At 61.7% G+C, this 25114-nt stretch carries 23 protein-coding genes and 1 tRNA gene; 3 read left to right on the plus strand and 21 right to left on the minus strand.

Annotated elements, in window-relative coordinates:
- Positions 1 to 96: 96 nt before the first annotated feature.
- The 6 genes from EH165_RS08615 to EH165_RS08640 form a co-directional block, all read right to left on the minus strand.
- Entirely contained in the window at positions 97 to 1566 is a 1470-nt protein-coding gene (locus EH165_RS08615) for a glycoside hydrolase family 3 N-terminal domain-containing protein (RefSeq protein WP_124799099.1), read from the minus strand.
- The gene (locus tag EH165_RS08620) at positions 1566 to 2150 is read right to left on the minus strand and encodes a hypothetical protein (protein WP_124799100.1); all 585 of its coding nucleotides are present in this window, start codon (positions 2148 to 2150) and stop codon (positions 1566 to 1568) included. The genes EH165_RS08615 and EH165_RS08620 overlap by 1 nt, the downstream gene beginning before the upstream one ends.
- Positions 2151 to 2241: 91 nt before the next feature.
- A complete protein-coding gene (locus EH165_RS08625; protein WP_124800414.1) occupies positions 2242 to 2733 on the minus strand; it encodes a DUF3145 family protein in 492 nt (163 codons plus the stop codon).
- Between the two features lie 226 nt (positions 2734 to 2959).
- Positions 2960 to 5092, minus strand: coding sequence for an acyltransferase family protein (locus EH165_RS08630; RefSeq protein WP_164479164.1), 2133 nt, complete (start codon positions 5090 to 5092; stop codon positions 2960 to 2962).
- 211 nt (positions 5093 to 5303) lie between these two features.
- A tRNA-Ile gene (locus EH165_RS08635) sits at positions 5304 to 5381 on the minus strand.
- A gap of 117 nt (positions 5382 to 5498) precedes the next feature.
- On the minus strand, positions 5499 to 5936 hold the full coding sequence (locus EH165_RS08640; RefSeq protein ID WP_124799102.1) for an OsmC family peroxiredoxin: 438 nt from the start codon (positions 5934 to 5936) through the stop codon (positions 5499 to 5501).
- A 746-nt stretch (positions 5937 to 6682) separates the two neighbouring features.
- Between EH165_RS08640 and EH165_RS08645 the strand changes: the two genes are divergently transcribed.
- Entirely contained in the window at positions 6683 to 7540 is an 858-nt protein-coding gene (locus EH165_RS08645) for a DUF1206 domain-containing protein (RefSeq protein WP_124799103.1), read from the plus strand.
- Between the two features lie 60 nt (positions 7541 to 7600).
- On the opposite strand, the gene EH165_RS08650 is transcribed toward EH165_RS08645, so the two are convergent.
- The 3 genes from EH165_RS08650 to EH165_RS08660 form a co-directional block, all read right to left on the minus strand.
- Entirely contained in the window at positions 7601 to 8332 is a 732-nt protein-coding gene (locus EH165_RS08650; RefSeq protein ID WP_124799104.1) for a CPBP family intramembrane glutamic endopeptidase, read from the minus strand.
- 10 nt (positions 8333 to 8342) lie between these two features.
- Positions 8343 to 9296: an NAD(P)H-binding protein gene (locus EH165_RS08655; RefSeq protein WP_124799105.1), complete on the minus strand. Its 954-nt coding sequence runs from the start codon at positions 9294 to 9296 to the stop codon at positions 8343 to 8345.
- Positions 9297 to 9425: 129 nt separating this feature from the next.
- A complete protein-coding gene (locus EH165_RS08660) occupies positions 9426 to 9788 on the minus strand; it encodes a hypothetical protein (RefSeq protein ID WP_124799106.1) in 363 nt (120 codons plus the stop codon).
- 62 nt (positions 9789 to 9850) lie between these two features.
- Between EH165_RS08660 and EH165_RS08665 the strand changes: the two genes are divergently transcribed.
- On the plus strand, positions 9851 to 10795 hold the full coding sequence (locus EH165_RS08665; protein ID WP_124799107.1) for an LLM class F420-dependent oxidoreductase: 945 nt from the start codon (positions 9851 to 9853) through the stop codon (positions 10793 to 10795).
- Positions 10796 to 10858: 63 nt separating this feature from the next.
- Here EH165_RS08665 and EH165_RS08670 read toward each other — a convergent pair whose 3' ends face one another.
- Positions 10859 to 12154: a L,D-transpeptidase gene (locus tag EH165_RS08670; RefSeq protein ID WP_164479165.1), complete on the minus strand. Its 1296-nt coding sequence runs from the start codon at positions 12152 to 12154 to the stop codon at positions 10859 to 10861.
- A gap of 213 nt (positions 12155 to 12367) precedes the next feature.
- Between EH165_RS08670 and EH165_RS08675 the strand changes: the two genes are divergently transcribed.
- Positions 12368 to 13222: a spermidine synthase gene (locus EH165_RS08675; RefSeq protein WP_206425870.1), complete on the plus strand. Its 855-nt coding sequence runs from the start codon at positions 12368 to 12370 to the stop codon at positions 13220 to 13222.
- A 29-nt stretch (positions 13223 to 13251) separates the two neighbouring features.
- On the opposite strand, the gene EH165_RS08680 is transcribed toward EH165_RS08675, so the two are convergent.
- The 11 genes from EH165_RS08680 to EH165_RS08730 form a co-directional block, all read right to left on the minus strand.
- Positions 13252 to 14859, minus strand: a complete 1608-nt coding sequence (locus tag EH165_RS08680; RefSeq protein ID WP_164479166.1) for an amidohydrolase — start codon at positions 14857 to 14859, stop codon at positions 13252 to 13254.
- Positions 14856 to 15515, minus strand: a complete 660-nt coding sequence (locus EH165_RS08685) for a TetR/AcrR family transcriptional regulator (protein ID WP_124799110.1) — start codon at positions 15513 to 15515, stop codon at positions 14856 to 14858. Before EH165_RS08685 ends, EH165_RS08680 begins: the two co-directional genes overlap by 4 nt.
- Positions 15505 to 16326 carry an ABC transporter ATP-binding protein gene (locus tag EH165_RS08690; protein WP_124799111.1) on the minus strand — a complete coding sequence of 274 codons (822 nt, stop codon included), beginning with the start codon at positions 16324 to 16326 and terminating at the stop codon, positions 15505 to 15507. Before EH165_RS08690 ends, EH165_RS08685 begins: the two co-directional genes overlap by 11 nt.
- Complete coding sequence (locus tag EH165_RS08695; RefSeq protein WP_206425871.1) at positions 16323 to 17117, minus strand: ABC transporter ATP-binding protein; 795 nt, start codon at positions 17115 to 17117, stop codon at positions 16323 to 16325. The genes EH165_RS08690 and EH165_RS08695 overlap by 4 nt, the downstream gene beginning before the upstream one ends.
- Positions 17114 to 17977 carry an ABC transporter permease gene (locus EH165_RS08700; RefSeq protein WP_124799113.1) on the minus strand — a complete coding sequence of 288 codons (864 nt, stop codon included), beginning with the start codon at positions 17975 to 17977 and terminating at the stop codon, positions 17114 to 17116. The genes EH165_RS08695 and EH165_RS08700 overlap by 4 nt, the downstream gene beginning before the upstream one ends.
- The gene (locus EH165_RS08705) at positions 17974 to 18924 is read right to left on the minus strand and encodes an ABC transporter permease (RefSeq protein WP_124799114.1); all 951 of its coding nucleotides are present in this window, start codon (positions 18922 to 18924) and stop codon (positions 17974 to 17976) included. The genes EH165_RS08700 and EH165_RS08705 overlap by 4 nt, the downstream gene beginning before the upstream one ends.
- A 21-nt stretch (positions 18925 to 18945) precedes the next feature.
- On the minus strand, positions 18946 to 20550 hold the full coding sequence (locus EH165_RS08710; RefSeq protein WP_124799115.1) for an ABC transporter substrate-binding protein: 1605 nt from the start codon (positions 20548 to 20550) through the stop codon (positions 18946 to 18948).
- 98 nt (positions 20551 to 20648) lie between these two features.
- Entirely contained in the window at positions 20649 to 22427 is a 1779-nt protein-coding gene (locus EH165_RS08715; RefSeq protein ID WP_124799116.1) for a membrane dipeptidase, read from the minus strand.
- Between the two features lies 1 nt (position 22428).
- The gene (gene menC / locus EH165_RS08720) at positions 22429 to 23529 is read right to left on the minus strand and encodes an o-succinylbenzoate synthase (RefSeq protein ID WP_124799117.1); all 1101 of its coding nucleotides are present in this window, start codon (positions 23527 to 23529) and stop codon (positions 22429 to 22431) included.
- Entirely contained in the window at positions 23529 to 24185 is a 657-nt protein-coding gene (locus tag EH165_RS08725) for a MurR/RpiR family transcriptional regulator (protein WP_124799118.1), read from the minus strand. Before EH165_RS08725 ends, menC begins: the two co-directional genes overlap by 1 nt.
- A complete protein-coding gene (locus EH165_RS08730; RefSeq protein ID WP_164479167.1) occupies positions 24182 to 24967 on the minus strand; it encodes a GNAT family N-acetyltransferase in 786 nt (261 codons plus the stop codon). The genes EH165_RS08725 and EH165_RS08730 overlap by 4 nt, the downstream gene beginning before the upstream one ends.
- Between the last annotated feature and the right edge of the window lie 147 nt (positions 24968 to 25114).

Genomic DNA, 25114 nt, shown 5'->3' on the forward strand with positions numbered 1-25114 from the left:
CGGTGAGGTTGAGTTCTGGGGCTTGCACGGCCTTCGTGAATCCAGACGAATGGCGATTTCGGGTACACCGATCCAAGCCACCGCGTCGGCGACGTCTTAGCCAATGGTGTCCCAAGCCGCCTGCGCGACCTTGTTGTGGCCGACCGAATCGATGACGTCCATGGAGGGACGCGGTGTGCGGTGGAGCGCCGATCGCAGCGCCAACACGCGGATTGCCGCCTCATCCAATCTGCTCGACGCGAGCGAGCCATCCGCCACCGCTGCCACAATTCCTGCCACTGCCGCACGCGGATCGGAGGGCATCAGCAACATATCCTCACCTGCTGCCAGCGCACGCCAGGCCGCATCGCCGGGTGAGTAGGTCCCGGAAATAGGCACCATCTGCAGCGAGTCACTAATCGTCAGCCCTGTGAAATTCAGGGGCTCGCAACCACCCAAAGTCTGTGTACTTGTGTTGCCCCGCAACAAGTCCGTCAGCGCAATAGGTGAAATGCTCGTCGGTTCACCATTAACGCCGATCGCGGGGAAGCGGGTATGACCGGTCATGACCAAGCTGACTCCGGCGTCAATGCCAGCGCGAATCGGGACGGATGCCTCCGCGTTCCATTGCGCGCAGGTGGCCTCGACCGTCGGCAAAGTGTCATGTGTATCGGCAGCCAACTCCCCGATACCGGGGAAATGTTTCAAAGTTGCCGCCACACCAGCACTTTGAAACCCGCGCACCGCAGCAACCACGAGTGCCGCTACGCGTGCTGGATCTCTGCCGTAGGAACGATCACCGATCGAAGACGATCCTGATTGGGGCAACACATCGGAAACAGGAGCGAAGTCGATATTGACGCCTACTGCAGCCATCTCAGCCCCGGCGATCGCCGCCACTTGTTCGGTGACCCGCGCGGCGACTGGCAGATCCCTGATCGCCCCCAGCTCAGAGGCGCCCGGCAATTTCGTGAACCCGTACCGCAGTCGGGTGACGTCGCCGTATTCCTGGTCGATTCCCACAAGCAACGGAAAGGCTGGGTCTGCTACCTGGGAGGCGGCTGCGTCAATCACCGAAGCCACTTCGGCCGGCGAGCCAGAATCCGTGCCATCGACAATGCCCTTACTACCCATCATGATCACGCCGCCCAGACCTAAATCCGCAACAGTATTCTTGCCCACCACATCGGCAGAACTCGCCATAATCACCGCGCCAGCCTTCTGATCCGGGGCCATCGCCGCAACCGCGGACGCCGCAAGGTCGATGTCGGCCTGGGTCACCACACCCCAGGGGCGCACGCCTGAAGCTGCGCTCGGCGCCGGTGGTTCGGCACCGGTCTGGGATGAACCGGTCTGGGATGAACTGGAATCGGATGAACTGGATTCGGCGGGCTGCTCCGGAGTTTGCGGGGAGGAGGGGGTGGTGAGAATTGGCGGCGCACTTGCTCTCGGGGGTGCGCTTGCCGTCAGGCTTGGCAGCGCGGCTGTGGCAGTGACGGTGTCCGGGGGCACCGTCTGGCCGCATGCTGCTAGGGCCGCCAGAGAAACAGCAACCAGCGCCTGTCGAAAACGAGTAAAAAGGGTCACTACGAGCATTCTTCCATCTGAGTCGACGATTGAACGGGGGTTCCGATCAGGAGTGCCCCTGGTTCACCGTCCATGCCCCATTCCACCGTCCAGGCAATGCATTTCACCGGTAACTCCGGGGGCGCCGAGTCAACAGATTGAGTGGACACGAACGAAACTAGTACCTGAAGTTTCCCAGCCTCGTCCGTGTGGATCTGTCTCACCATGCCGTCCGTGTCGACCGAAGTCGCGTAGTTCGTATCGAACTGGGCTTTCGCCAGTGGTTGGCTCACGGCGGCGACGTAGCGCTCGTAATCGCGCCCATTGATCGCGGAGAAGTAGGTGGCGAAAAGCTTCTGCACTTGGGTCGCATTCGCATTCTGTGCGGCTGCTTCCGACACCACGACGTCGATAGATCCTGTGGGGGACGTCGCCGGGGTACCGGAACCTCGCAGAGACGTAGGGGGCACTGGGGACTCTCGGAGCAAGCCGCCCACCAGCACGCTGCCAAGGACTCCCGCCACGACGATGCCCGCGAGAACGATTACCAACGTGGTGGTTCTACGCTTTTCCGGTGGTAAGCCAGCGCGGCTCAATCGCGGCACGAATACCTTCCTTCTCCTCCGCGTCCGCTCGGGACCGATGCCGCGCAAGGTAGCGCCGCTGGCCCAGTTAGCCCGGCGTGTTCAGGTAGGTCTACCCGACCTGGTGCAGCCATGTCACGGCAGAACCCTCGCCAGCGCTGCGGAAGTTCTCCAATTCACCGTCGATATCGGTGCCTAGGGCTACTTCGAGCGCGTGCCGCAACGACTCGGCACTCGGATGCTGCACCATCAGCGATCGGATCTGGTCTTCACCGATCAACACGTCACCGTTGGCAGACGTCTTCGCTCGCCAAATTCCTCGTCCGGGGAGATGACAGATGCGCTCGCCGTCTTGCCCCACACTCGGATCTTCGGTGACCTCGAACCGCAACATGGCCCACGACCGCAAGGCGGCTGCCAACTTGGCTCCCGTACCCCGCTCCCCCACCCACGTTGCTTCTGCACGCAGTTGACCGGGGGCTGCGGGCTGCGCTGTCCACGACAGCGATACCCGCACCCCTAAAACACCAGATATAGCCCATTCGACATGCGGACAAATCGCCGGCAACGCCGAATGCACGTAAATAACACCACGCGTACCCATCATTGCCTCCGATTCCACTCTGTCGTCTTCCCCAACGCAGGTGGCAGCGGATCAAGCTGGATACACATTGTTACTGCTGGTCCTATTGTGCACCGAGTGACCACTGGTGCGCCAGTCCACAGCGCAATTGCGCTCTGGCCGCTCTCGGACGTCAGAGGTGACGTTGCCCTCTCAGCTATCCACTCAGCGGTGTATCGGCGAAGAAATTTCCGCTGGGCATGCGGCCTCAGCGGCAGGAAGAAACCGCGCTGGCAACCAGATCGGCGTACATCTGGCGTCCTGCCTCCTTCGGATGCACCCCATCCGGACCCAACAACCCCCTGTGTGAATCGATCACCGAATGCCAGTCGGCGAGGCAGGTGTGCGGTCGCGCCGCTACTGCCTCCGCGAGGCTCGCGTTGACCTCGTCCTGCCACTCCCTATCCTCGAAGGTGTTCACGAGGACAACGATGCGATCTGGGCCTGCCTGCTCCAGCGCAGCGGAGATAGCCCCGGCGCTGGCTCCTCCATTGGTGCCCAGCCCGATAACTACATAAGGGCGCAGGGTTCCATCCGCGTTACGGGCTACGAGGAGGGGTGCCAGCTCCCAGATCTGTCTGCTGACGATGGCGTCCACATCGATGCCTGGCAACGCGGCTAGCAACTGGGGAGCAGAGCCGAGCATGACTGAATCACCGATTGCAGTGACCTGGTCACCGGTGACCGTCTGCGGCGGCTCAACGGGCGCGACTGCGAGTTCAGGGGCCGACGCAGGGGCGGGTTCAGGGGTGGCGGGGGCAGCGTTCGAGCTTGCGGGTTCACTGCTTGCGGGTTCACTGCTTGCGGGTTCACTGCTTGCGGGTTCAACAGCTGATGGCGGGGATTGTGGCTGGAATGGGGGTAACGCCGAGGTCGGGGCCGGCGAAGGCTGGCCAACTCCGCGTTGCCCCTCGGTCGGCGGGTCCAAGGTCGGTGATGGGCCCGGCGTTTGCTCCGTGCGGGGGCCCACGGGCTCCGAAACGCCGAAACCGGGCGCGGGTAACGGCGAAGGAACGCGCGAAATTGTTGCGAGCTTGGCGTGAGCTACAGCAGCTTCGCCCTCTTCGATCTGCAATTCGAGCGAGGTCTTGGTGGGAGCGATGACGACCCCACACGCTGCCGTGAGCGCTGCCACGCCCATCACCGCAGAGATCCCCCAGGCTAGGCGCTGTTTACTACGTGGGGTATGGCCGCCGCCGAAGAGCTGAGTTCGAATCCGGCGGCAATATCCGACGAATCCGAACCGCCTGATGGGGTCTTCCACCACACGCCAGGAAAACTCGGTCAAAAGCACACTCACACAAATCGCGATCGTTGCCGACACGGCTCGCGGCCACTGATAGGGAAGCACCCTATCGGCGATGACCAATAGCGGCCAATGCCACAGGTAGAGCGAGTACGAGCGCGTTCCTAGCCACCGCATCGGCGGCACTTTCAGGAGCGAGTTGAGGGGGCCGACGCCGCGGGCGGCCACTGCCACCAGTCCAGTTGCGGCTAACGCGGCGACAGCCAGACCACCCTGGTAGGTCACTGCGGACGTATCGGTGAGCGTCAACATCGCACCTAGCAGCACTGCGAGGCAGACGGGCCCCAGCAGCCACTGACCAGGCGTGATTTTGAGGCGGCCAGCCAGCCGGATCGGATCAACCAGAGATGTTTGCCGCGCAAGCGCCAGGCCAGCTCCGAGCATCAAGCTGATGCCGTGCGTGTCGGTGCCGGCATAGACCCTGGTCGGGTCCTGGCCGCTTCGGAAAAGTACAGCCATCGCAATTGCAGAGGCGAGTCCCAGTGCCAGAACCACCGCAACGCGCGGGCGTCGTCGATGCAACAGTCCGAGCAGACCAGCCACGACCAAAGGCCAAATCAGGTAAAACTGTTCCTCCACTGCCAAGGACCAAAGATGGGTAAACAAGGCCGGAGAAGAGCGATCGACATACGATTCTCCGGCGCCTATCTGTATCCAGTTGCTGGAGTACGTCGCCGCTCCCAGCACTTGACGTCGAAGGCCCGCATTCAAGTCATTTTCCAGAGCCACCGCCGCTGCACACACCACCACCAACATCAGTGCGAGCGCGGGAACGAGCCTGCGAGCTCTACGAATCCAGAATTGGGTGAACCGGATGCGTCCAGTGCGATCGCGCTCGCGTTGCATCAGCGCAGTGACCAGGTATCCGGACATCACAAAAAAGACGTCGACGCCGAGAAATCCGCCGGGCAACCAGGAAACCCCCGCGTGGTACAGGATGACCGCAAGCACCCCGACGGCCCGAACACCGTCAAGTGCGGGGGCGTAACCGCGAGGCGCACGGGCGGGCGGGCGGATGCTGATCGGGACTCCCAAGGCAAGCAGTGTGAGCGCTCATTCGGCATCTGTTGACGCCGGATGGACTGCAAGGAGCTTAGCCCCGCCAGTCCCGCCGACCCTGCCTTCTCAGACCGATAGCCGCCCGTGTCGCTAGGAAACAATGTCCGCAGCAACGGGCGAAAGCTGCTTCGCAGTAACGGGTGTGGGGGAAAAAATCTGAAGCGAGCACCAAAAAACGGTGACGCTATGGTGGGGCGAGTCGGGCTCGAACCGACGACCTGGCAGGTTATGAGTCTGCTGCTCTGACCAACTGAGCTACCGCCCCACGGGAAAGTTTAACCTCCGGCGGAGTAAACCCGCGACAACTCGGCGCCGCGTCGCCCGAGTGGGGTGCCGCACAGGCGTGCGGGCCCACCGGGCGACCCTAGGTGGCGGTCCTGGGTTAGGAAGAAAGGGATGCCGACAACGTGATCTCGACGCCGGTCAAGGCTTTGCTGATCGGGCAGCTCTGCTTAGCCAGCTCCGCAGCCTTGGCGAAGCCCTCTGCGTCCATACCTTCAACTTCGCCGCGGACTGTCAAGGCGATCCCGGTGAGCTTGAAACCAGGATTGTCTGCCCCGAGGCTGACATCGGCAGTCACTTCGAGCGACACCGGGGTGCCGCCAGCTTCGGCGATCAGCGCCGACAACTGCATCGCGTAGCAGGAGGAATGGGCGGCCGCGATGAGCTCCTCGGGGCTGGTGGTGCCACCGGCGTTATCTGCCGCTCGCTTCGGAAATGACACGTCAAACGTTCCTGCTTGAGAACTGGTCAGTTCAACCTGGCCTTCCCCTGTTTCAAGCGATCCGTTCCAAGCTGTTCTCGCGGTACGTGTAGGCATGTTTCCTCTTTCCTAGCGACTTCGCAGCGCAACAGCGCTATCGCAACTTGTGGACTAGCAACCGCAGAATTTGCCGCGGCAGCTGGTCCAACGTATTTGGAGGCAAATGTGTTCCACCCGTTTCTAGCGGCGCGGGAACTCCTCGTTCTCCGGAAGCCCGGGGGACGAACCCCTGACTGTCGGTGGCGTTTGCCACACTTCGTCCATGCCTGAGAACCCGCGACACCTCCTGCTAACAGTTGCTCCAGTAACCAGCCCTGCACCAGGGGCGAGCATGGCGCACCGGCCGCAATGGGCTGCTGCATTCCAGCAGACCCCAGCCCAGCGAAGGCCGTTGGCATGTGCCATCTGTCACCTGAGCATCGACGTGGTGTTGTGCTCCTTCGCGTTCCTCCAGGTGCACCGCCGTATTCCCTTGTGCGCGAACCACCGTGCTCCATTGATCGAGATCGATGGCCTGACTAGACCTGCCGGCCCCGGGGCGCCATCTTCGGCAGAAAAAACCTCGATGGCATCCCTTGATTCCGCGCGGCGGCCAGTATCGAAGCGAGCTGGTTCGGCACTGCCCAGACGTGGCCTTCCCTTGCCCAGTGGTCCGCAGGGCGCCACCGTGACGATGCTGAGTGAACGAAGAAAGTTGCGGCAGTCCGGCCTCGGCGGGCGCTTCCTCGTTGCTGAGTAATAGCCTCAGGTGCACAGCCCCGCGCAACCGAGGGCCGCACCCGCAGATCGAGTGAAGGAGCTTGATGCCACGATTACCAGGGGCAGCAGCAGCAGCCAGAGCCGGCGCGAAACAAGCCGGGCGCAAGGCCACAGAGGGCGGCCGCGCCACCAAAGACAGCGAATCCTTCAGATTACTCGTCAGAGTAGGTCTGATCAGTTACGGCGTAGTCCATATTCTCCTCGCATGGTTAGTGGCACAGCTTGCATTCAGCGGATCTTCCGGGAGGGAAACATCCCAAAAAGGGGCACTTGCCGAGCTATCAACATCGGCCTTGGGGCTGGTGCTGCTATGGGTGGTGGCTGTCGGGCTGTTCGCGTTGGCCGTGTGGCAGGCGCTTGAAGCGGCAATCGGCCGGTTTGGTCCGGTCAGCTCCAGGAAGCGTACCCGCAAACGCCTTGGCGCAGCGGGTAAATCGGTGGCTTATGCCGGCCTTGCGGTGAGCGCGGTGAGCACTGCCATCAGCGGGGATTCTTCATCCGGCAACGGCGAAGAGACCCTCACCGCCCGGCTTCTCTCAGCGCCCTCAGGGCGCATTCTTGTAATCGCCGTCGGGGTTGGGGTCGTGGTCGTCGGCGGAAGGATGATCTACCGCGGAGTCAGTAAGAAATTTACCCGCGACCTGATGGGCGGCGTCAGCGAACGCATCGTCAGGATGGGTCAGATCGGGTTCTGCGCCAAAGGGCTGATTCTTGGCTTGATAGGGATTCTGTTCGGCTGGGCCGCACTGAGCTACGACGCGCAGAAAGCTGGCGGAATGGATGACGCGCTCAGAACTGTGCGCGAACAGCCTTATGGGCCGGGCCTACTCATGGTGATCGCCACCGGCCTTCTCGCTTTCGGGGCGTATTGCTTCTCGTGGTCAGCACATGCCAAGCATTAGCTGCAATGATCAGCGAGCATCAGGTATCACCACAGGGCTACTGCGCACTGGTGGAACTGCCTAGAACCCGCTGAAAAGTGGGGGCAACAAGAACAGCATGGCCATCGACCACGTGATGTGGGTCAGAACCGGCCCGAGAATGCCACCAGATGCCCTTCGCTGAAGACCAAGCACTATGCCCAGAAGCAGAGCCGCAAATACCAGCATGGGGTTGCCGCTAGCGCAGGTAGTGAGCGCGTAAATCAAGGCGGAAATCTTGACTGGATAACGGCGACCGATGGCCGCATACAGAGCGCCTCGGAAGAAGATCTCCTCGGCAATACCGTTGGCGACCGTAATAATTGCGACCAGCCACAGCGAACCATACTTAGCGTGGTCGAGTACTTCTTGGGTGTAATCGCGCAGCACTGGAATCTGCCGCACCAACAATGCGCCGATGATGAAGATGGCGCCCGCTACCAAGCCCAGAGTGATGGGGGTGATCACCGGGCGCCGGAGCGACCCACGGAAGGGCATCCAGCCCAAATGCAGAGGTCCGGAAGCGAACCCGCCGACCACCCACACCGCGGCTAGACCCAGCGCCAACGGGTAAAAAGCGGCATCGCCAGGCCGGACCGCTAGCGAGATCCCCAGCAGAGTGGCACCCACTACCAGGGTGAGGGCGGAGACTACGCGGCGGCGGTGAAAGGCCCTGTCGGATTGAGCATGGTCTCTATCCACTACATCGATGAGGGCGGGCGCAACGATCCGCCGCGCTCGCTCCACCCACGTCGGACCGCTTCGGGTTGTCATATGCGGAGCCTCAGCGAGTTTTGCTGGTGGTTGTGGCGGTGCCGCTTTCCTCTGCTTTCTTCGCAGCAGCCCGATCTGCCAGTGCAAGTCGAACCGAGTCCTCGTATCCCATGGGCTCACCAGGCACGACGTCGCGGATGGCAAGGTCCTTGACAATCACCTCGCTGGTCATCGAGTCGATCAGGTTTCGCGCTGTCATGAGATCGACATCTGTCACGAAGACCAGCCACTTCGAGGAAAGCCCCGGGGTGAGTAGTGGAATGGTGAGAATCGGCAAGCGCCGGCCATTTTGGACCTTGGCCGCTCGCCGCAGCATATCCGCGTATTCCATAGCTTCGGGCCCGCCGATTTCGTAGACCATATTTTTGGCCTTCGTCACGCCGAGAACGCCGACGAGGTAACGGATAACATCGGGCAGGGCGATTGGCTGGGTTTTGGTACTTACCCACTTCGGCGCCACCATTGCGGGCAGGTGATCCACCAGCTGCCTTGTCATCTCCCACGAGATCCCACCGTGACCGATGACGACAGCTGCGCGGAGCACCGTGACTGGGACGCCGTCGGCGCCGAGCAGGTGCTCCACCTCCCGGCGAGATTCCAGATGGGCCGACAAGGTTCCGTCGTCATCGCCCAGGCCACCCAAGTAGATAATCTGTTCGACACCGGCTGCAGCGGCCGCAGCGCTAAAAGCCTTCGCGGCAGCTGCGTCCTTAGCCTGAAAATCGTCGGACTCCAGCGAGTGCACAAGGTAATAGGCGGCCTGCACTCCTTCGAGAGGGGCACGCAGGCTCTCCGGGTCGCTGACATCCCCCGCGACGGCTTCGCCGTCGCCGGTGTACGCCTCAGGCTTGCGCGTCATGGCGCGCACGTGGTGGCCAGCTTTCACCAGAGCCGTGACCAGGTGTGATCCGATGAAACCAGAGGCTCCGGTAACCAGAACTTGCTGTGATGTCGAAGAGTTCATAATCGCGACCTACCCTTGCTGCGGATCCATCAAACCGGACGTGACGAGCGTGTTGACAACAGAAATGACCTTGCTCGCCCCAGTACGCCGGCCACGCACACCGCAACGACTGGCCAAGGAGCGGCCGCACTACTTGTAGCGGTGGTTCTTCTCAGGATGCCCCGAAGGACGGCTACAGCTCTTGTTTCCCATGCTGCGGTGGCCGCAAAGGGCTTCCTCTGCAGCCTGAGCAGCACCTTCCTGCCGAGCGGACTGTCCAGGCTGGGGACTGGCCGCACCCTCGTCCACATCAGCCGCCGGCGCGTGGGGTAGGACCGAATCGACAGATGCGGACGCGGCCGCGGCGGCTTTGCGGGTCACAACGCTCTTGGTGGCTGGCTGGCGTTTAGACCCTGCCCCCGCGGTTCCGGCTGGGTCAAAAAGGGTGGATTTCGAAGGCGAAGCCGAATAGCGGGCCTCACGCAACGCGCGCAATGCGTCGACTTTGCTCATAAACACACCATAGGGCAACGGTCCGACACTGGGCCGGAGCGAGAGTGCGTAACCTGCATGGAATGGACCTTAGAATTATGACCGAACCACAGCAAGGCGCTAGCTACGCAGACCTTCTCGCCGTTGCACTCGCCACAAAAGAGGCTGGATTTTCGGCATTCTTCCGCTCTGACCACGTACTGGCAATGGGCGACGGCGACGGCCTCCCCGGTCCCAGCGATGCGTGGATCACCTTGGCTGGGCTCGCCCGCGACGTTTCCGACATCAGGCTGGGTACTCTTGTGAGCTCGGCAACCTTCCGGCACCCCTCGATGCTGGCAATCGCGGTGGCGAATGTTGACGAAATGTCTGCTGGACGAGTGGAACTGGGGCTTGGCAGCGGGTGGTTCGAAGAGGAACACCGAGCGTACGGTTTGCCGTTTGGTGATTCATTTGGTCAACGTTTTGATGTCCTCACCGAACAACTCGAGGTAATCACTGGACTATGGGCTGCCGCGGACGGAAAAACATACAGTCACCACGGCGTGCACTACCAGCTCGAGAACGCACCTGGCCTCCCGAAACCGGTGCAGCGCAACAGCTCCGGCCGTCCTGCCGTGCCCTTGGTGCTGGGTGGTCACGGACCGAAGCGAACTCCGGCCCTGGCCGCCCGATTCGCGTCCGACTTCAATGTTGCTTTTTCAGACTTGGAAACGACCACCGCCCAATTCGACAGGGTTCGCGCTGCCTGCGAAGCAATCGGACGAGACCCCGAGTCCATTACCTATTCGGCGGCGCAGGTCCTGTGTCTCGGCGCCACCGACGCCGACGTCTCGCGACGAGCTGCAGCGATTGGGCGTGACGGAAACAAGATCCGGATCGAGGGTGCCGGAGGCAGCTACGCCCAGGTCGTGGACAAGCTTGGCCGCTGGGAACAGGCAGGAGTCGGACGGGTCTATTTACAGATTTTAGACCTGGCCGACTTGGACCACGTCGCCGAAGCAGGGCAACAGTTGATCACCAATTAGGGATAGAACTCATCCCGGGGCAACTGGGTAAAGGCCCTCCCACAGCAGCGACTTGCTTGCCGGTTAACTAGCTGACAGGGATTGCCACACGTTGTAGGGAACCGACCAGTCAAAAATGTCGCCGTCCTTGGCCGAGAGCGGGACGTCGGTTCCCGTCACCTCGACGGGGTCTCCGTAGATTGCGCTGTTGAAATACGCCTCGGCGTGTTCGGACGAGAGGTTCACGCAGCCGTTGCTGACGTTGGTATTTCCTTGTTGGGACACTGTGTTCGGGTTGGCGTGGATGAATTCGCCGTTGGCGCTGATCCGGACCGCCCAATGCTCCAAAAGGTTTTCGTAGCCATACTTCGGATTGCTCATCAATTTGTCCTGGAACTTCTCAGACACAACGTGAATCCCGGAGCGGGTCGTCTGATCCTCGTTGGTGCCCTTGCCGTACGACGCGTCATAGGTCGCTACCACCACGCCAGCTTGATAAACAACAAGTTCATGAGAGTTGACGTCCGCTTTCACCACCTGGTTACGGCCAATGGTGAAGTCACTCGTCAGGTCGTCGCCACCCCAATTGCCGCCGCCGAAGTCGACGCCATAGGTGTTTGCCTCGACGTGCACAACGGTGTTGGCGGGCCAGTAGTCCTTCGGACGCCAATCCGCTGCCCATTGACCATCGTCGTGTTGCACCCATCCCCAAGATCCTTCAACAGCGGGTGTGGTGGTGATAACTAACGACTTTTGCACTAAAGCCCTATCCCCGGGCTTGACGCTGAACTTCACAATGACCGGCGCCGCAACGCCCACCACCTCGCCATCACCGGGGCTGATGCGAGTGGAAACCCGAGAAGTCGGGCTGACGGTGGTGAAGGTGCCCGAAATCGGCGTTGTGCTGCCATCTGCGGCGGTCACTGTTCCGGCCGCTGTGTAGACCTTCCCGTAGCCCAGCACCTCGCCCAAGGTCCAGGTCCTGTTGTCCGCGCTCAGCTTCCCCTCCACCTTCTTGCCGTCAGGATTGGTCAGCGCGAAGTCGGTGATGGATCCCTGCGGCACCGTCACGGTGACGGGCGCGCTGGGGGCGATGTCCGTGCTGCCAAAGGCGGGCGTTGCGCTGGCGGCAATCACGGTTTTCGCTGGAACCGGTACGGCCGTTGCACTAGCAGACGCACCGGGGGTCTCAACAGAAGCTGGCGGAACGGTTACCACCCCAGACAGAGGTGCCTTCCCGGACGAGCCTGCAGAAGAAGCCGGTGCGGGGGTGGGATCGCCGGCGGTCACGATGACGGTGGTCGAATCAACAGGGGCCGCTGAACCCCCGGCGAACATCCGGCTAGCAGCAGCGCAGCGACCGCCACAAGCGGAAGCCACATGGTGGTTCTCAACATAACAACAGCACGACCCATCAGTTTTGCTCTGACGACGTGCAGAGCTATCCGTGAACAGCCTTACCCACGTTAATCGGACCCGGATACCCGCGTCTGCCGAGAGGCTTGTGATTTATCCAATTCATAGAATGCCCCGGTACGACTCACACGCCCGGCAATTTGCCCATCCAACAACCTGCAAGTCACACTTGCGCAGGTGAGCCCTATTTCGCAGCCCAATCCCGAGCCGGGCGCTGGCCTGCCGATGGGGGTCCACCGGATCGATACCGGCACTTGCGAGCTACTGCGCGATCTCGACCGCGAGCGCGCGTACCTGTTGATGATCAACGGCATGGAGAGCTCCTACATCGACTTGGACGACCCCTGGCTGCTCGATTTTGAGTACCTGCGATGGATGGCGGCATTCATCGATGACGCAATTGCACCCACGGAGGAGCTTCGCGTGGTGCACCTGGGCGCCGCCGGCTGCACCATGGTCCGCTACCTGTTGGCGTGCCGGCCAGGATCGCAGCATGTCGCCGTGGACATCGACGCTGAACTACTGCGGCTCGTGACGGCGTGGTTCGCGCTTCCAGCTTTCCCGCAACTCGACGTCCGGATAGGTGATGCCCGGTCGGTGACGGCCAGCTTGCCCGACGACTCCTGCGACGTGATAATTCGCGACGTGTTCGCCGGACCCACCACTCCCACCGCCCTCACGACAGTCGAGTTCACCGAACTCACTCGCCAGAAGCTACGCGCGGGTGGAATGTATCTTCTCAACTGCGCCGACCACCCCGACCTCACGCTGGCCCGCAAGGAGGCAAGCACCGTATCTTCCGTATTTGCCCATGTCGCAATGTGCGCTGACCCGTCAATGCTGAAGAGTCGCCGTCGGGGAAACGTGGTCATTGTCGGCAGCGACAATCCGATCGGAGGAGAGAACTTGGCACAAATCCTGCTGGCGGGTGCGGTCCCCGCCCAGCTGTGGCAACAGGACAGGGTCCGTGCATTCGGACGCGGCTATGCGCCGCTGCGCGACTCGTCCGACGGATATTCGGCGAAAGCGTAAGAGCGCAAGCCTGGGCCGGATTACCCCGCTCAGTGCCAAATCAAGCGCCCACCAATAGATGTTGCGATCACAGCGCTGGCGGCGAAACTCTCCGCCGCCTCGGAAAGAGGATCACAGTCGAAGACGGTTACGTCGGCGTCCATCCCGACTTCCAACGAGCCGATATGGTCCTGCCACCCAAGGGCGGTCGCAGCTGATGTCGTGTAGCCCTCCAACGCCATAGCCGCCGTCAACGCTTGCCGGGGGAAAGTCTGCCCGGTGTCGGCCCGATCGTGTGGCCGGCGAAGCTGCGCGTCGGCGATGACCCCGCGAGGGTCGTAGGGGGCGACGGGCCAGTCCGACCCCAATGCGACGGTGACACCGGCATCCTGCAAATCCCTAAACCGAAAGCCGTTGACTCTCGAGCGAGTGGGCCCCAGGCGGCGGCTCCACTCGTCCTGATGATCGGGCCAGACGTACAGGGTCGAATGCGTGGGCTGCATGCTGGCAATAGCGCCTGATCGCGCAAAGGCCTCCACGAGATCATCCGGCATGGTTTCGATGTGTTCCACGCGGTGCGGCGCCCGAGCGCGCTGCGCCTTCGTCATCGCGGCGATCGTGCTGACTACCTCGCGGATAGCCGCGTCGCCGATGGCATGCGTGGCGGTGGCTATTCCGCGGTTGGCGAGCTCGAGCACAACGACGCGGAACTGTTCCGGGTCCAGCCACAGGCTTTGCGTGGAATCCCCGCAGGTGTCGGGGTGCTCAAGCCAGGCCGTCCCGTTATCGATGGTGCCGTCAAGAACAAGTTTGACCCCTTCCACCCGCCACAGGCGGCCACTGCGAGTTTGTAGGTCGGTTACCCGATCGAGTTCGGTCGAGGTATCGGCGCCCGGGTCGAAGACAGGGGAACAGCGAAGTCGCATGGGCAACTCACCCTCCACCTCCAACGCGGCGAGAGTATCGAGAGAGGACAGGTTGAGGTCCAAAAGCGACAGCGTCGTAAGCCCAGTGCTCGCCATCGCGAGCAGCAATGCGCCAAGGCAGGCTACTTGTTGGGCAGCCGAAAGCGGCGGTATGTGCTTTCTGATCAGCTCGAGCGCTTCGTCTTCGAGCAGCAGTCCGTTCGGCTCGCCATCGCTGCCAAGAACGACGCAGGAATAGGAAGTGAAGACTTCCTGGCCGCTCACGCCAGCAAGAGCGAGGGCGGTGGAGTTCGCGATTGCAGAGTGGCCATCAGCCATCTTGACGTAGGTGGGTCGGTCGTCGGTGCCGTGCAGGAACCCATTGCTGGGAGGGGCTGAACCGAACAGATTAGGGTCGAGCGACCAACCCAACCTCCATTCCGAGTCCACATCCTGTGGCTGATCCACCAGCGCCTGCCGGACCTCGTCGAGGTTTCGGCACCGCGAGAGGTCTACGCCTCGGCGGTTCGCGCCGGCCGAGACTGCGTGCGAGTGTGCGTCAATCAGCCCAGGCGTCATCGTGGCCGCCCCGAAGTCATGGGTTTGAGCCGCCGATTCCCACTGTGCGGCATCCTCGCGAGAGCCAATACGCACGACTTTTCCGTCGCGGACTGCTAGCGCGTTCACGGTGGGACCGTGGGCGGTGATGTGGATTTTGTCGGCGAGAAAGATTGCATCCAGTTCAGCGCTCATGCCTGTCCTCGGGAGGGTGTGTGCGCGCCTGCACCCAAATTCGCACCCAGGGGCGCCGCACCTGTCGCACTCCATTGCAGGAATGGTTGCGAAAATACCCGACACAGATCGATGACCGACTCCTTACTGAGATTTCGATACCCCACGACGACGCGGAGGCAAAGGCCGTCCAGCAGTGCGGCAAAGCCCTCCACGAAATAGCCAACATCGAGGTCTGCTGGAAGTTCGCCGCGATCCTTGCCGTACTCCAGAACCCCTCGGACAAGCTCGTGCCAGTCGCTTTCCAGAGCTTCCACCCTCACGCGGACGTCCTCATCATGGGCTGCCTCTGTCCACGCTTCCAGCCACAGCGCGAGGTTGCTGTCGTAGCGATCTTCTGGAGTGGCGGCGGACAACAGCCATTCCCACCGCTCGTGAGCACTTTCTCGTTGGGCGAAGGCCTCTGCCGCGCTCTGGCGCAGGTCTTGCTCAACAATTTGCAGCGACGCCAGGAATAACGCCGTTTTGCTTTCGAAGTAGTACAGCAGGTGCGCGCCCGTCATTCCGATGCTGTCGCCGATATCGGCCAATCGCGAATTACGCACCCCGCGAGCACTCAACGGAGCGATTGACTGACGCGCAATATCCGTGGCCCGCCGCTGCCGTTTAGTTTCCATGGCTCACCTGACCTGCCACGGGTGGAAGCTTCGGTACCGCTTCGATGAGTTCTCGCGTGTACTGCGCCTGTGGGTTATCAAACAGCTCGTCGACCGTGTTCCCCTCGACGACCACGCCCGCGTTCATGACGATGGCGCGCTCGCAGAGGTAGCGAACAAGCGTCAGGTCGTGCGTGATGAAGATCAAGGTGATTCCGGATTCACGTCGCAGTTCTGCGAGCAGGTCCAAAACGGACGCCTGAACGATGACGTCCAACGCGCTGGTGGCCTCATCCGCGATTAACACGCTGGGTTCCAACGCCAGCGAACGGGCAATGGCAATCCGCTGCTTCTGCCCGCCCGAGAGTTCGCGCGGGTAGGCCTGCAACATCGACGAGGGCAGTTGCACACGGTCGAAGAGCTCGGCAACACGGCGTTGCCGCGCCGCGCGTGAGGGCGCCAAATTGTGCACCCGCAGCAGCTCTTCGATCGCGTTGCCGACCTTCCGCGACGGATTCAGGGTAGTACCCGGGTCTTGGTACACCATTTGGATGGCGCGGCGAAGTTCGATACTGCGGCGTGCGTGCAGCGGTACCCCGTTGAATCTGACCTCTCCAGAGTCAATCGGAACAAGCCCAATCACGGCCCGCATCAGGGTAGTTTTGCCCGATCCAGATTCCCCCACGACCCCAATGGATTCCCCGGCATTGATGTTCAGGCTTGCTTCGCTGACGGCCGTGATGCGGGTGTCGGCCAGCCCCATCCGCTGTCTTAAGGCCGAAGGCTTTTCCCCGAACCGCACGCTCACATTGTCGATTTCTAAGAGGCTCATGACGTCTCCCCCTCGTTGTGGACCATGCTGAGCCGGCGAGAAAGGTTCGCGTCCAGCAGCGCCCGGGTGTATTCGTGTTGCGGGTCCGCCAGCACGTCGGCGGTACGTCCGGTTTCCAGGATGGTTCCCTTATTCATCACGATGATCCGTTCGCAGACGAGGCTGACTACGGCCAGGTCATGGCTGACGAAGAGCATCCCGAGACCCCGGTCTTCAACGAGCACACTCAGAAGTTTCAGGATCTGCGCCTGGACTCGAACATCCAGCGCGGTGGTCGCCTCGTCGCACAGCAAGAGTCGGGGTTCGCAGGCCAGAGCCGAGGCGATCACAATCCGCTGCTTCATTCCACCGGACAATTCGTGGGGCCAGGCGCTGAAGCGGGATTCTGCCTGCGCTATTCCAACGTCGGACATCAAAGTGATGGCCGCTGCCCTGGCATCCTTGTCGGAGCATCCTGGATGATGTCTACGCCATGTCATTTGCAGGAGGCGTCCGACCCGCAGTGTGGGATTCAGCGCAAGACTGGGTTCCTGGAACACCATTGCTGCGGTCTGGGAGCCGTCAACCGTACTGGAGAAGTTGATCGTCCCGTCGACTCGGAGAGTTGACGGGAGAATGCCCATGATGGCGCGCAGGGTGAGACTCTTTCCGCTCCCGGATTCGCCGACGATACCGACCGTCTCCCCCTCGGCGACGTCGAGCGAAATCCGGTCGACCAAGACTAGGTCTTGGCCCACCGAAATGGTCAGTGAATCAACGCTCAGGAGTTGCCCTGTTGCCGGCTCGTTCACCGTCCGTCCTCCTTCTGCAGCGAGTCCCCGATCAGCGCGAGCGCCAACGCAAGCGTGGCTAGCACGAGCCCAGGTACGACAGTGAGCCATGGGGCTGCGTTGATATATGGCTGACCTGCGGCGATCATGTTGCCCCACTCGGGTGTGGGTGGTTGTACCCCGAACCCGAGAAAAGAGAACGACGCCAGAGCGCTGATCGCAAAAATCAGATCCGAGGTGAAGTACACGATCGTTTGGCGCACCGTGTTAGGCAGGATATGCAAGGTCATGATTCGAATCGGGCGCAGGCCAGCCGCGGTGGCTGCCGTGATGTAGTCCGATTCCTTGACTCGAAGAACCTCGCCACGTGTGAGCCTGGCGTAGACCACCCAGCCGACCGCGGTGAAGGCAATGATGAGGGATCCGATGCTCGGTCCCAGAGCGAAGACCAGCACGATCATCAGGATGTATGTCGGGAAAGCCTGCAGTAGATCTGCGACCCGCATCACGACGACATCTACGAATTTGCCGAAGTACCCGGACAGCAGTCCGAGGAAAGTTCCGACCAGGCAGGGCAGCACTGTGCCGATCAAGGCGACGGGAAGGTCGATCCGCGCGCCGAAAATTACCCGACTAAAGGAGTCCCGACCCAGCTCGTCAGTGCCGAAAATGTGAGCGGCCGACGGCGCTTGGAGCGCATTGGAAATATCCTGTTGGAGTGGGTCGAACGGAGCAATCAGCGGGGCGAAAATCGCGAGCAACACGTAGGCAGCAACGATGACCCCGCCTATAACCAGCCCCGCCTTGCCAACGCGAGGGCGCCGGAACGGGGCGCGCTTAGTGGCGGCTGGAATCGGCGGGACGCTAACGCTGGCGCTCATGCGGAAATCCTCACTCGCGGATCGATGATGGACGTCAACACGTCTGCCATCAGGAAGACCAGCACGATTACCAACGCGAATACGAGGGTGAAGCCCTGCACCAGTGGATAGTCCCGCTGGCCGGCCGCGACTACCAATCCCTGCCCCATGCCGGGGAGGCTGAAGGCCACCTCAACGATCACAGTTCCGAACAGGGCATAGCTGGCCTGTACGGCGGTGACCGTGATGAGAGGAGGCAGCGCGTTCCGCAACACAAAGTGCCGCATCAGCCCGAATCCCGAATAGCCGAGCGTGCGGCCGGCCAGAACATACTCGGTCGTCTGCAGGCTGAGAATCGTAGCTCGCAGACTTCGGATCATGGGAGGCATGATGGCGATCGCCACCACCACAGCCGGAAGCACGATGGAGCGCAGATTCTCTCCCGGGGTACGGCCGATACCCGCAACCGGAAACCATCCCGTAGGGAGGGCGATGAAGGTAATCACCATGATGGATAGCCAGAACGTGGGTAAGCCAGTCCCCAGGACGTTGAATCCTCGGATGATCTGATCCCCGATGCCACCGTTACTGCGGGCGGAGATGGCAGCGAGCGGTATCGAGATGACGATTGCCAGCAGGATCCCCGAAGTTGCGAGTAGCAACGTGACGGGGAACTGCTCGGCAATCTGGGCACTCACGTTCCTACCCGATTTGAACGATTTGCCAAGGTCGCCCTGCAAGGCCGAGACGAGGTAGTTGAAGTACCTCGTCCACAGCGGCTGGTTGACTCCCAATTGCTCGCGAGCCCGGTCCACCTCGGCGTCGGACGCTCGGGGCCCGACCACGAGTCGAGCCGGGTCCCCGGGCGTCAACGACAGCAAGAGCATGACGACCAACAGAATCCCCAATAGAAGGGGAATCAGGCTGGCCAACCTCCGCACAACGAAGCCAAAGCGATTGGATTGCATGAGAGTGGCCGCCTGTTCGCGCTAGTTGGTCTTCCAGACATTCTCTAGCGCATAGGTGCCCCACAGCGTCAGCTGCAGACCCTTCACCGTTGGCTGGGCTGCTCCAAGGGAGCGCAGGTGCGCCAGAGCAATAAACGGCGCCTCTTTGAAGTACACGTCTTGGACGATGCCGATAGCCTTCTCTTGTTCCGCCGGGGTCTTTGCGAGCTGGTAGGCCTTGAATTGAGCATCGACCACGTCAGAGGAGAATCCGGTCCGCATGCCGTCTGTGCTCGTAACGTACGAGATCGGATCCGTCACGTCGGGCGAGATCGCATTGTAGGCAAACGAGGCGAGTTGGTACTTGCCGTCGTCCAAGTTAGCCGACCGCTGGCCGGAGTCCACCGGGGTGAGAGTGACCGTGATACCGATGTCCTTCAGGTTATCCGCCAAAATCTGGCCCAGCAGTACAGCATCGCCGTTAGCTGTGAAGAGGAACTCCAAGGTGGTGGGCGGGTTGGCAGCAGTAGCGAGCAGCGCTTTGGCTTTCTCCACGTCACGCGAGAAGTAGGGCGAACTCGGGGGTGCCCAGTGCAGCAAGTTGGAAGGAAGTGCGCCTGTCGGTGCGCTGCCATAACCGCTGTAGACGCTCTTGAGAATGGAGGGGTAATCGAGCGCATAGCCGATCGCCTGCCGCACGATGGGATCGGACAGTGCAGGGTCCTTGGTGTTCATCAACAGGACTGCTGTGTTGTGCTCGGCGACTGGAAGGATCAGGCTCTGGTCAAGCCCCAATGCGATCACCGGGCTGAGCTCGTCCGCGACATCGATCTGGGCTGCCTTCAGCTGCAGCGATAACGAGTTGGAGTCGGCGGAGTAGCTGCTGACCACCTTGTCGAGGTAGGGCTGTCCTGCTTTGTAGTATTTCGGGTTCTTCGTCAGCACGACGTCTCCACTGGAGGCCCAGCTCTCTACGAGGAACGGACCAGCACCAATGGGTGCCTGCCAGAACTCCTCGGCGGTGCGTCCGCCGAAGTCTTTGGGAACGATCCCGGCGTTAGACCAAGCCAGGTAGTTGGGGAGTGTGGAGTCGGGGCCCGACAAATCCAGTTCAATGGTGTCGGCGTCGACGATGACCGTCTTCTCAATACCGCCGTAGATCGGCCCATAGCTGGGGCCGGCCTGCCACGTCTTGATGGAGAATGCAACGTCCTCTGGCGTCACGGGATCACCATTACTGAAGGTGACCTTTGGGGTGAGGTCGATGGTGAGGACGGTGTTGTCGGCGTTGAAGGTCCACTTCGAAGCAATACCCGGCGCAAGATCCGTGCCTTCGGCGTTGACGCGGATCAGTGGTTCAAGCACTGCCTCGGAGAGCTGAAAACTTGCGTTGACAGTCTCTTGGTCAAGGTTGAAACCCTCGAAGAGGTTGCCGCGGCCGACTGAGAGCGTTCCACCGGAGATCGGGGCGGCGGCGTCGCCCGCAGGCGCTGAACTAGCATCGGATGACGAAGAACCAGGGGCCGGCGCCGAAGAATTGGATGCGGGCGAAGAATTAGAGTCGCTGGACGAGCAACCAGCAAGAGCTAGGGCCGTCGTGATCGACAGCGCACCAATGACGCGCAGCCGTGATCGCATGGGATTCATGTGTTTTCTCCAGGTTTTTAAATCTGATTTTGAATTGGGTTCAATCTAGGGTGAATGTCGTGACATGTACAGCTCTTTTGTGCAGCGATTTTCCTTGCTTATAGGGGATGTCGGTTGCGAGCGCGCTCGAATGCGGAGTCAGTGATGTGAAGGACGCGGAGGATGTTGTCCGAGGCCAATGCGGAAAGCTCGGCGGCAGACCAGCCCCGGCGCCTTAATTCCGCGAGCAGCGCCGGATAGGAGGACACATCTGTCAACCCCTGGGGGGTCGAGGAGATCCCATCGAAGTCCCCGCCCAACCCGACGTGGGCAATGCCCACCACATCACACGAGTGCTCGATATGGTCGGCAACATCCGCCAGATATGCCGGTGAATACGGCTGCCCCGCGGCGCGTTTACGCGCTCCGGAGGTGCGATAGGTCTCAGAAACGAACTGCGGGACAAAGGTAATCATCTGCACTCCCCCATTTGCCGAGAGGCGGCGGAGTACGCCGTCGGGAACGTTGCGGTCGTGGCGCGTCAGTGCGTAATTGGAGGAGTGGCTGAAGATCACTGGAACCTTCGCAACGTCGAGCACATCGTGCATTGTCGACGCCGACGTGTGGGACAGATCGACCAGAACGCCCTGCCGCTCCAACTCCGCGACGAGCATCGCCCCCTTCTCACTCAGGCCGTTGTGCAGCTTTTGGCCGGTAGCGGAGTCTGCCCACATGGTGCTCTCGTTGTGGGTAAGCGTCATATAGCGCATGCCCGCGCGGGCGAGCTCGGCCACATTCTCGATCCGACCCTCCAGCACGTTGCTGCCCTCGGCTCCGATCAAGCAACCGATCTCGTCGCGGGAAATCGCTTCTCTTACCTGCCGCGCAGAGGGGCTGAACGCGAGGGCGTTCGGAGCGTGTTCAATAACCTCGCGCACGCGGGCGATCTGTTCGGTGATCACCGCGAAAGGCTCGGGTGTGCCATCGGGCACCCAGACCGACCAGAACTGTGCACCCATCTCACCAGCGCGCATGCGCGCTAGATCCGTGTGCCGTTCCGGGATCCCAGTCGAAAAGCGCTCCGCGCCGATTCCACCCTCGCGCATCTCCCAAGGGAGATCGTTATGCCCGTCGATGACGCGGATCTTGCGCGAGGATGCCCGCTCTGCCGCGATGCCCACAAAGTTATTGACGAGCCTGGAACTTGCTGCCTCCAAGCGAGGTTCGTCTCGCGCCGCCTGCTCTTGCAGTGCTGAAAGGTCCATCCCCTCGGCGGCAAGGGAGGCCGCGTCCCACTGCGCAAGGCGTCCGATCGGCGCTTCCGGATGGAATTGAACACCCCACGCGAGATCCCCGACCCGGAAGGCCTGGACCGCGCAATTGTCGTTTTCAGCAAGATGCACCGCGTCCGCTGGCAAGGCCGTGATCTGGTCTTGATGGTTTTGCAACACGACGAACTCGGATTCCACACCCGTGAGCAGCGCATCCTCAGCCGCCTCTGCTCGCTGACGGACCAGCACAGTTCCGCGTTCGGGCACCCCGAACCTGCCCGTCACAGTTCCTCCCGCCACCTCCGCCAGCAGTTGCGCTCCCAAGCAGATGCCTAGCAATGGAACATTTTGGGCGAGACACCGAGAGGCGAGCAGCCGCTCCGCCGCCAACCACGGCGCCTTCTCGAACTCGCTGGGCAGCAAACCACCTCCGAGGAGGATCACTCCGTCATAGCCGTCAGGAGTATCGGGAATGTCGGCCGTGACCGACACTGTGGTCGTCGCGCCGGCGGCATTCAATCGTGGCAGCAGGGTGCCCGGACCACTGCGGGGCGAGTTCACGACCACGAGCAGGGACACGGGAACCCGCGGCGAAGCAGCCGGGCCTGGCTCGGTGAAATCCGTCATCTCAGGCACCTGCCTTCGCTTGGTCCACGCGAGAAAAGATCACGTCGTGCCCAATTCCCGCGCCGAGGGGCACCTGCACCACCCCAGCTTCTGCCACGACCGCCGGCTCGATCACATCCAGGGCGTAGTACTTATCCGAACCCGAGACATCGGAGGGGTAGTCAAAACCGGCCAGAGAGCACAATGCGATATTCGCGGCGCGGCCCACTCCGAACTCGTGCATTCCGCCGCACCAGACTGCGATGCCCTCGGCCGTAGCCAACTCATAAGCGGTGAGTGCAGCAGTCAGTCCGCCCATCCGGGAGACCTTGATGTTAAGAACGGTGCCAGCGTCGAGCGCGATCATGGTGCGTAGATCCCCCAGATCCACGATTGACTCGTCTAAACAGACGGGCGTGGCGATGGCTTGGCGCAGGTTGGCGTGGGCCACGAATTCCCGCGCGGCAAAAGGTTGTTCAATCATGGCGAGGTCAAAGGCATCGAGCTTGGCTAGATGATCCACCGACGAACGGTGGGGTGAGTAGCCCCCATTAGCGTCAACATGCAGCAGCACATTCGGGAACCCTGCGCGTGCGGCCCGGACCGGCTCGACGTCCCAGCCGGGCTTGATCTTCAATTTCACGCGCGAATATCCGCCATCCACGTGGTGCTGAATCTGCCCCAAGAGCGCGTCGATGGTGGGTTCGATCCCCAGGGACACCCCCGCAGCGACCTGACTACGCGTTCCCCCCAACGCCTTCGACAGGGAAACACCGCGCAACCTCGAGAACAGGTCCCAGGCTGCAATATCGAAGCCTGCCTTGGCGAACTCATGGCCCCGCACCTGGTTCAATCTGGTGGCGAGCTCGTGGGGTTCGCGCCACTCGTAGTCCAGCGTTAATGGCCGCAGGTACCGCGCAGCGATGAGCTGCGCGGTTTCGACAGTCTCGGCGCAATAGTAAGGATCGCTGGGGGAGGCGATCTCGCCCCAGCCACACTCCCCCGACTCGTCGGTGAACCGGACAAGGATGTGTTCGATCGACGCTTTGCGGTGCGAGCTGGTCTCGAATTCATGAACAAGTGGCAGCGCCACGGGAAAAAGATCGACCTGTGTGACGCGCATTAAGCATCTCCCTGCGATGGCCGAACGGTGTAGTCGAGCAGCTGCTCTTCGAGGAGTTCGCGCGCGCCCAGGCGACGACGCGCGCCCTTCGCCCGGGCGGAGGCGAGGGTAGACAGCACGTGACCCACGAGTGTGATCGACGTAGGCGAATCCAGGTGTGATCCACCCTCGGTGGGTACCACGATGACGGAACTGGCGAACTCCGCGATGGGCGATTCGGCGGCGTCGGTGATGGCCACCACGCTTGCGCCCGCTCGCGCGGCGATCTCCGCCACGGAGATGGTGTGTCCGCGGTAGCGCCGAAATGAGAAGGCAACGAGACAATCGGTGCTACCGAAGTCGGTCAGCGCGTCGACCGACTCCTCGAGATCGACCCCGAGAACTGTGACACCGCCGAGGGCTGCGCGAAGAGAGTGCTCGAAGAGTTGTGCATGGATGTGGCTGCGCCCCACCCCGACCACGGTGCGCCGGCGCGCCGCGACCAGGCTGACCGCCGCGGCAAGCACAGCGGGGTCGGTATCGATGCTTGTCAGCGCCGCCAGCACATTTGTTCGCTCGGCGGTGACCAGCTGACCGCGCAGCAACTCGGCCGAGGACCGGCGGCGGAGGCGGTCGTCGTACCGCAGGGCAGGGGTGTCGGCGCTGGCGGCTTTCATACGGAATCCTGTTGGCAGAGATAGGCAAACACGCCCGGAGCCACCCGGACGCACTGCACCGCTGCGTAGCCAGCCTCCAGTACGCGCCGCAAGGATCCAGCCACCAGAGGTCGGGTGTCTTCCGGCGCCTGAGGCCCTGCGGGGAGGGTGATCGCCGCACGGGAGGCATCGAGCTGCTGCACCTGACCGAACAATGCGGGTGCGCTGTCAATCGAGGCAGTAATGACAGGCTGATTTGCCGAGCCATCCTTTGCCGCGCCATTCCACTCCACGCCATTCCACTCCGCGCCATCCCACTCCACGCCATCCCACTCCACAATGAGTCGGTCGGAGTGCCCATCGTCGTAGAAGTCTGGCTTGAACCACCGGGCGCGCGCGCCCAGCCTGCTGAGATTGAAGAATGCGTTGCGGGTGTTCATTGGATCGTAAGGCCACCTCATCGACGTGAACCCACCGCGGCGAGCCTGATCCATCTGGGCGTGCTTCAGGGCTCGCCCCACCCCCCGGCCTTGCCATTCCGCATCGACGCATGCCGCCTGCGAGAACAGGTACGGCGTCGCATTATCGATGGCGGGAAACCCGTAGACGAATCCGATGAGGACCTTTTCGTCGCTGAAAGCACCGACCGCGGTACCTCCGGCATACATGAGGGACCGCATCAGCTTGGTGTTCAACGTGAACTGCTCGGTGTAGTGAAACACCCGCTGGTAGAGGGAAGAAGCCTGTTCGAACTCCTGACGCTCGGTGAGCGGCCTCAGCTCAGCGGCGGGTGAAGCAGCCACGAGAGAATTCTGAGCGGAAATAGCGTCCATATAATCGACACTAGGCTGCTAATGACCTGCATATCAAGATCTGTCTACAATTATTTGTAACAGAAGTTTACAGTTTGAGAGCTTGGACACGTGGAGTGTGCTTGAGTGGACCGCACG

Source organism: Nakamurella antarctica, from assembly GCF_003860405.1.
Lineage (GTDB): Bacteria > Actinomycetota > Actinomycetes > Mycobacteriales > Nakamurellaceae > Nakamurella > Nakamurella antarctica.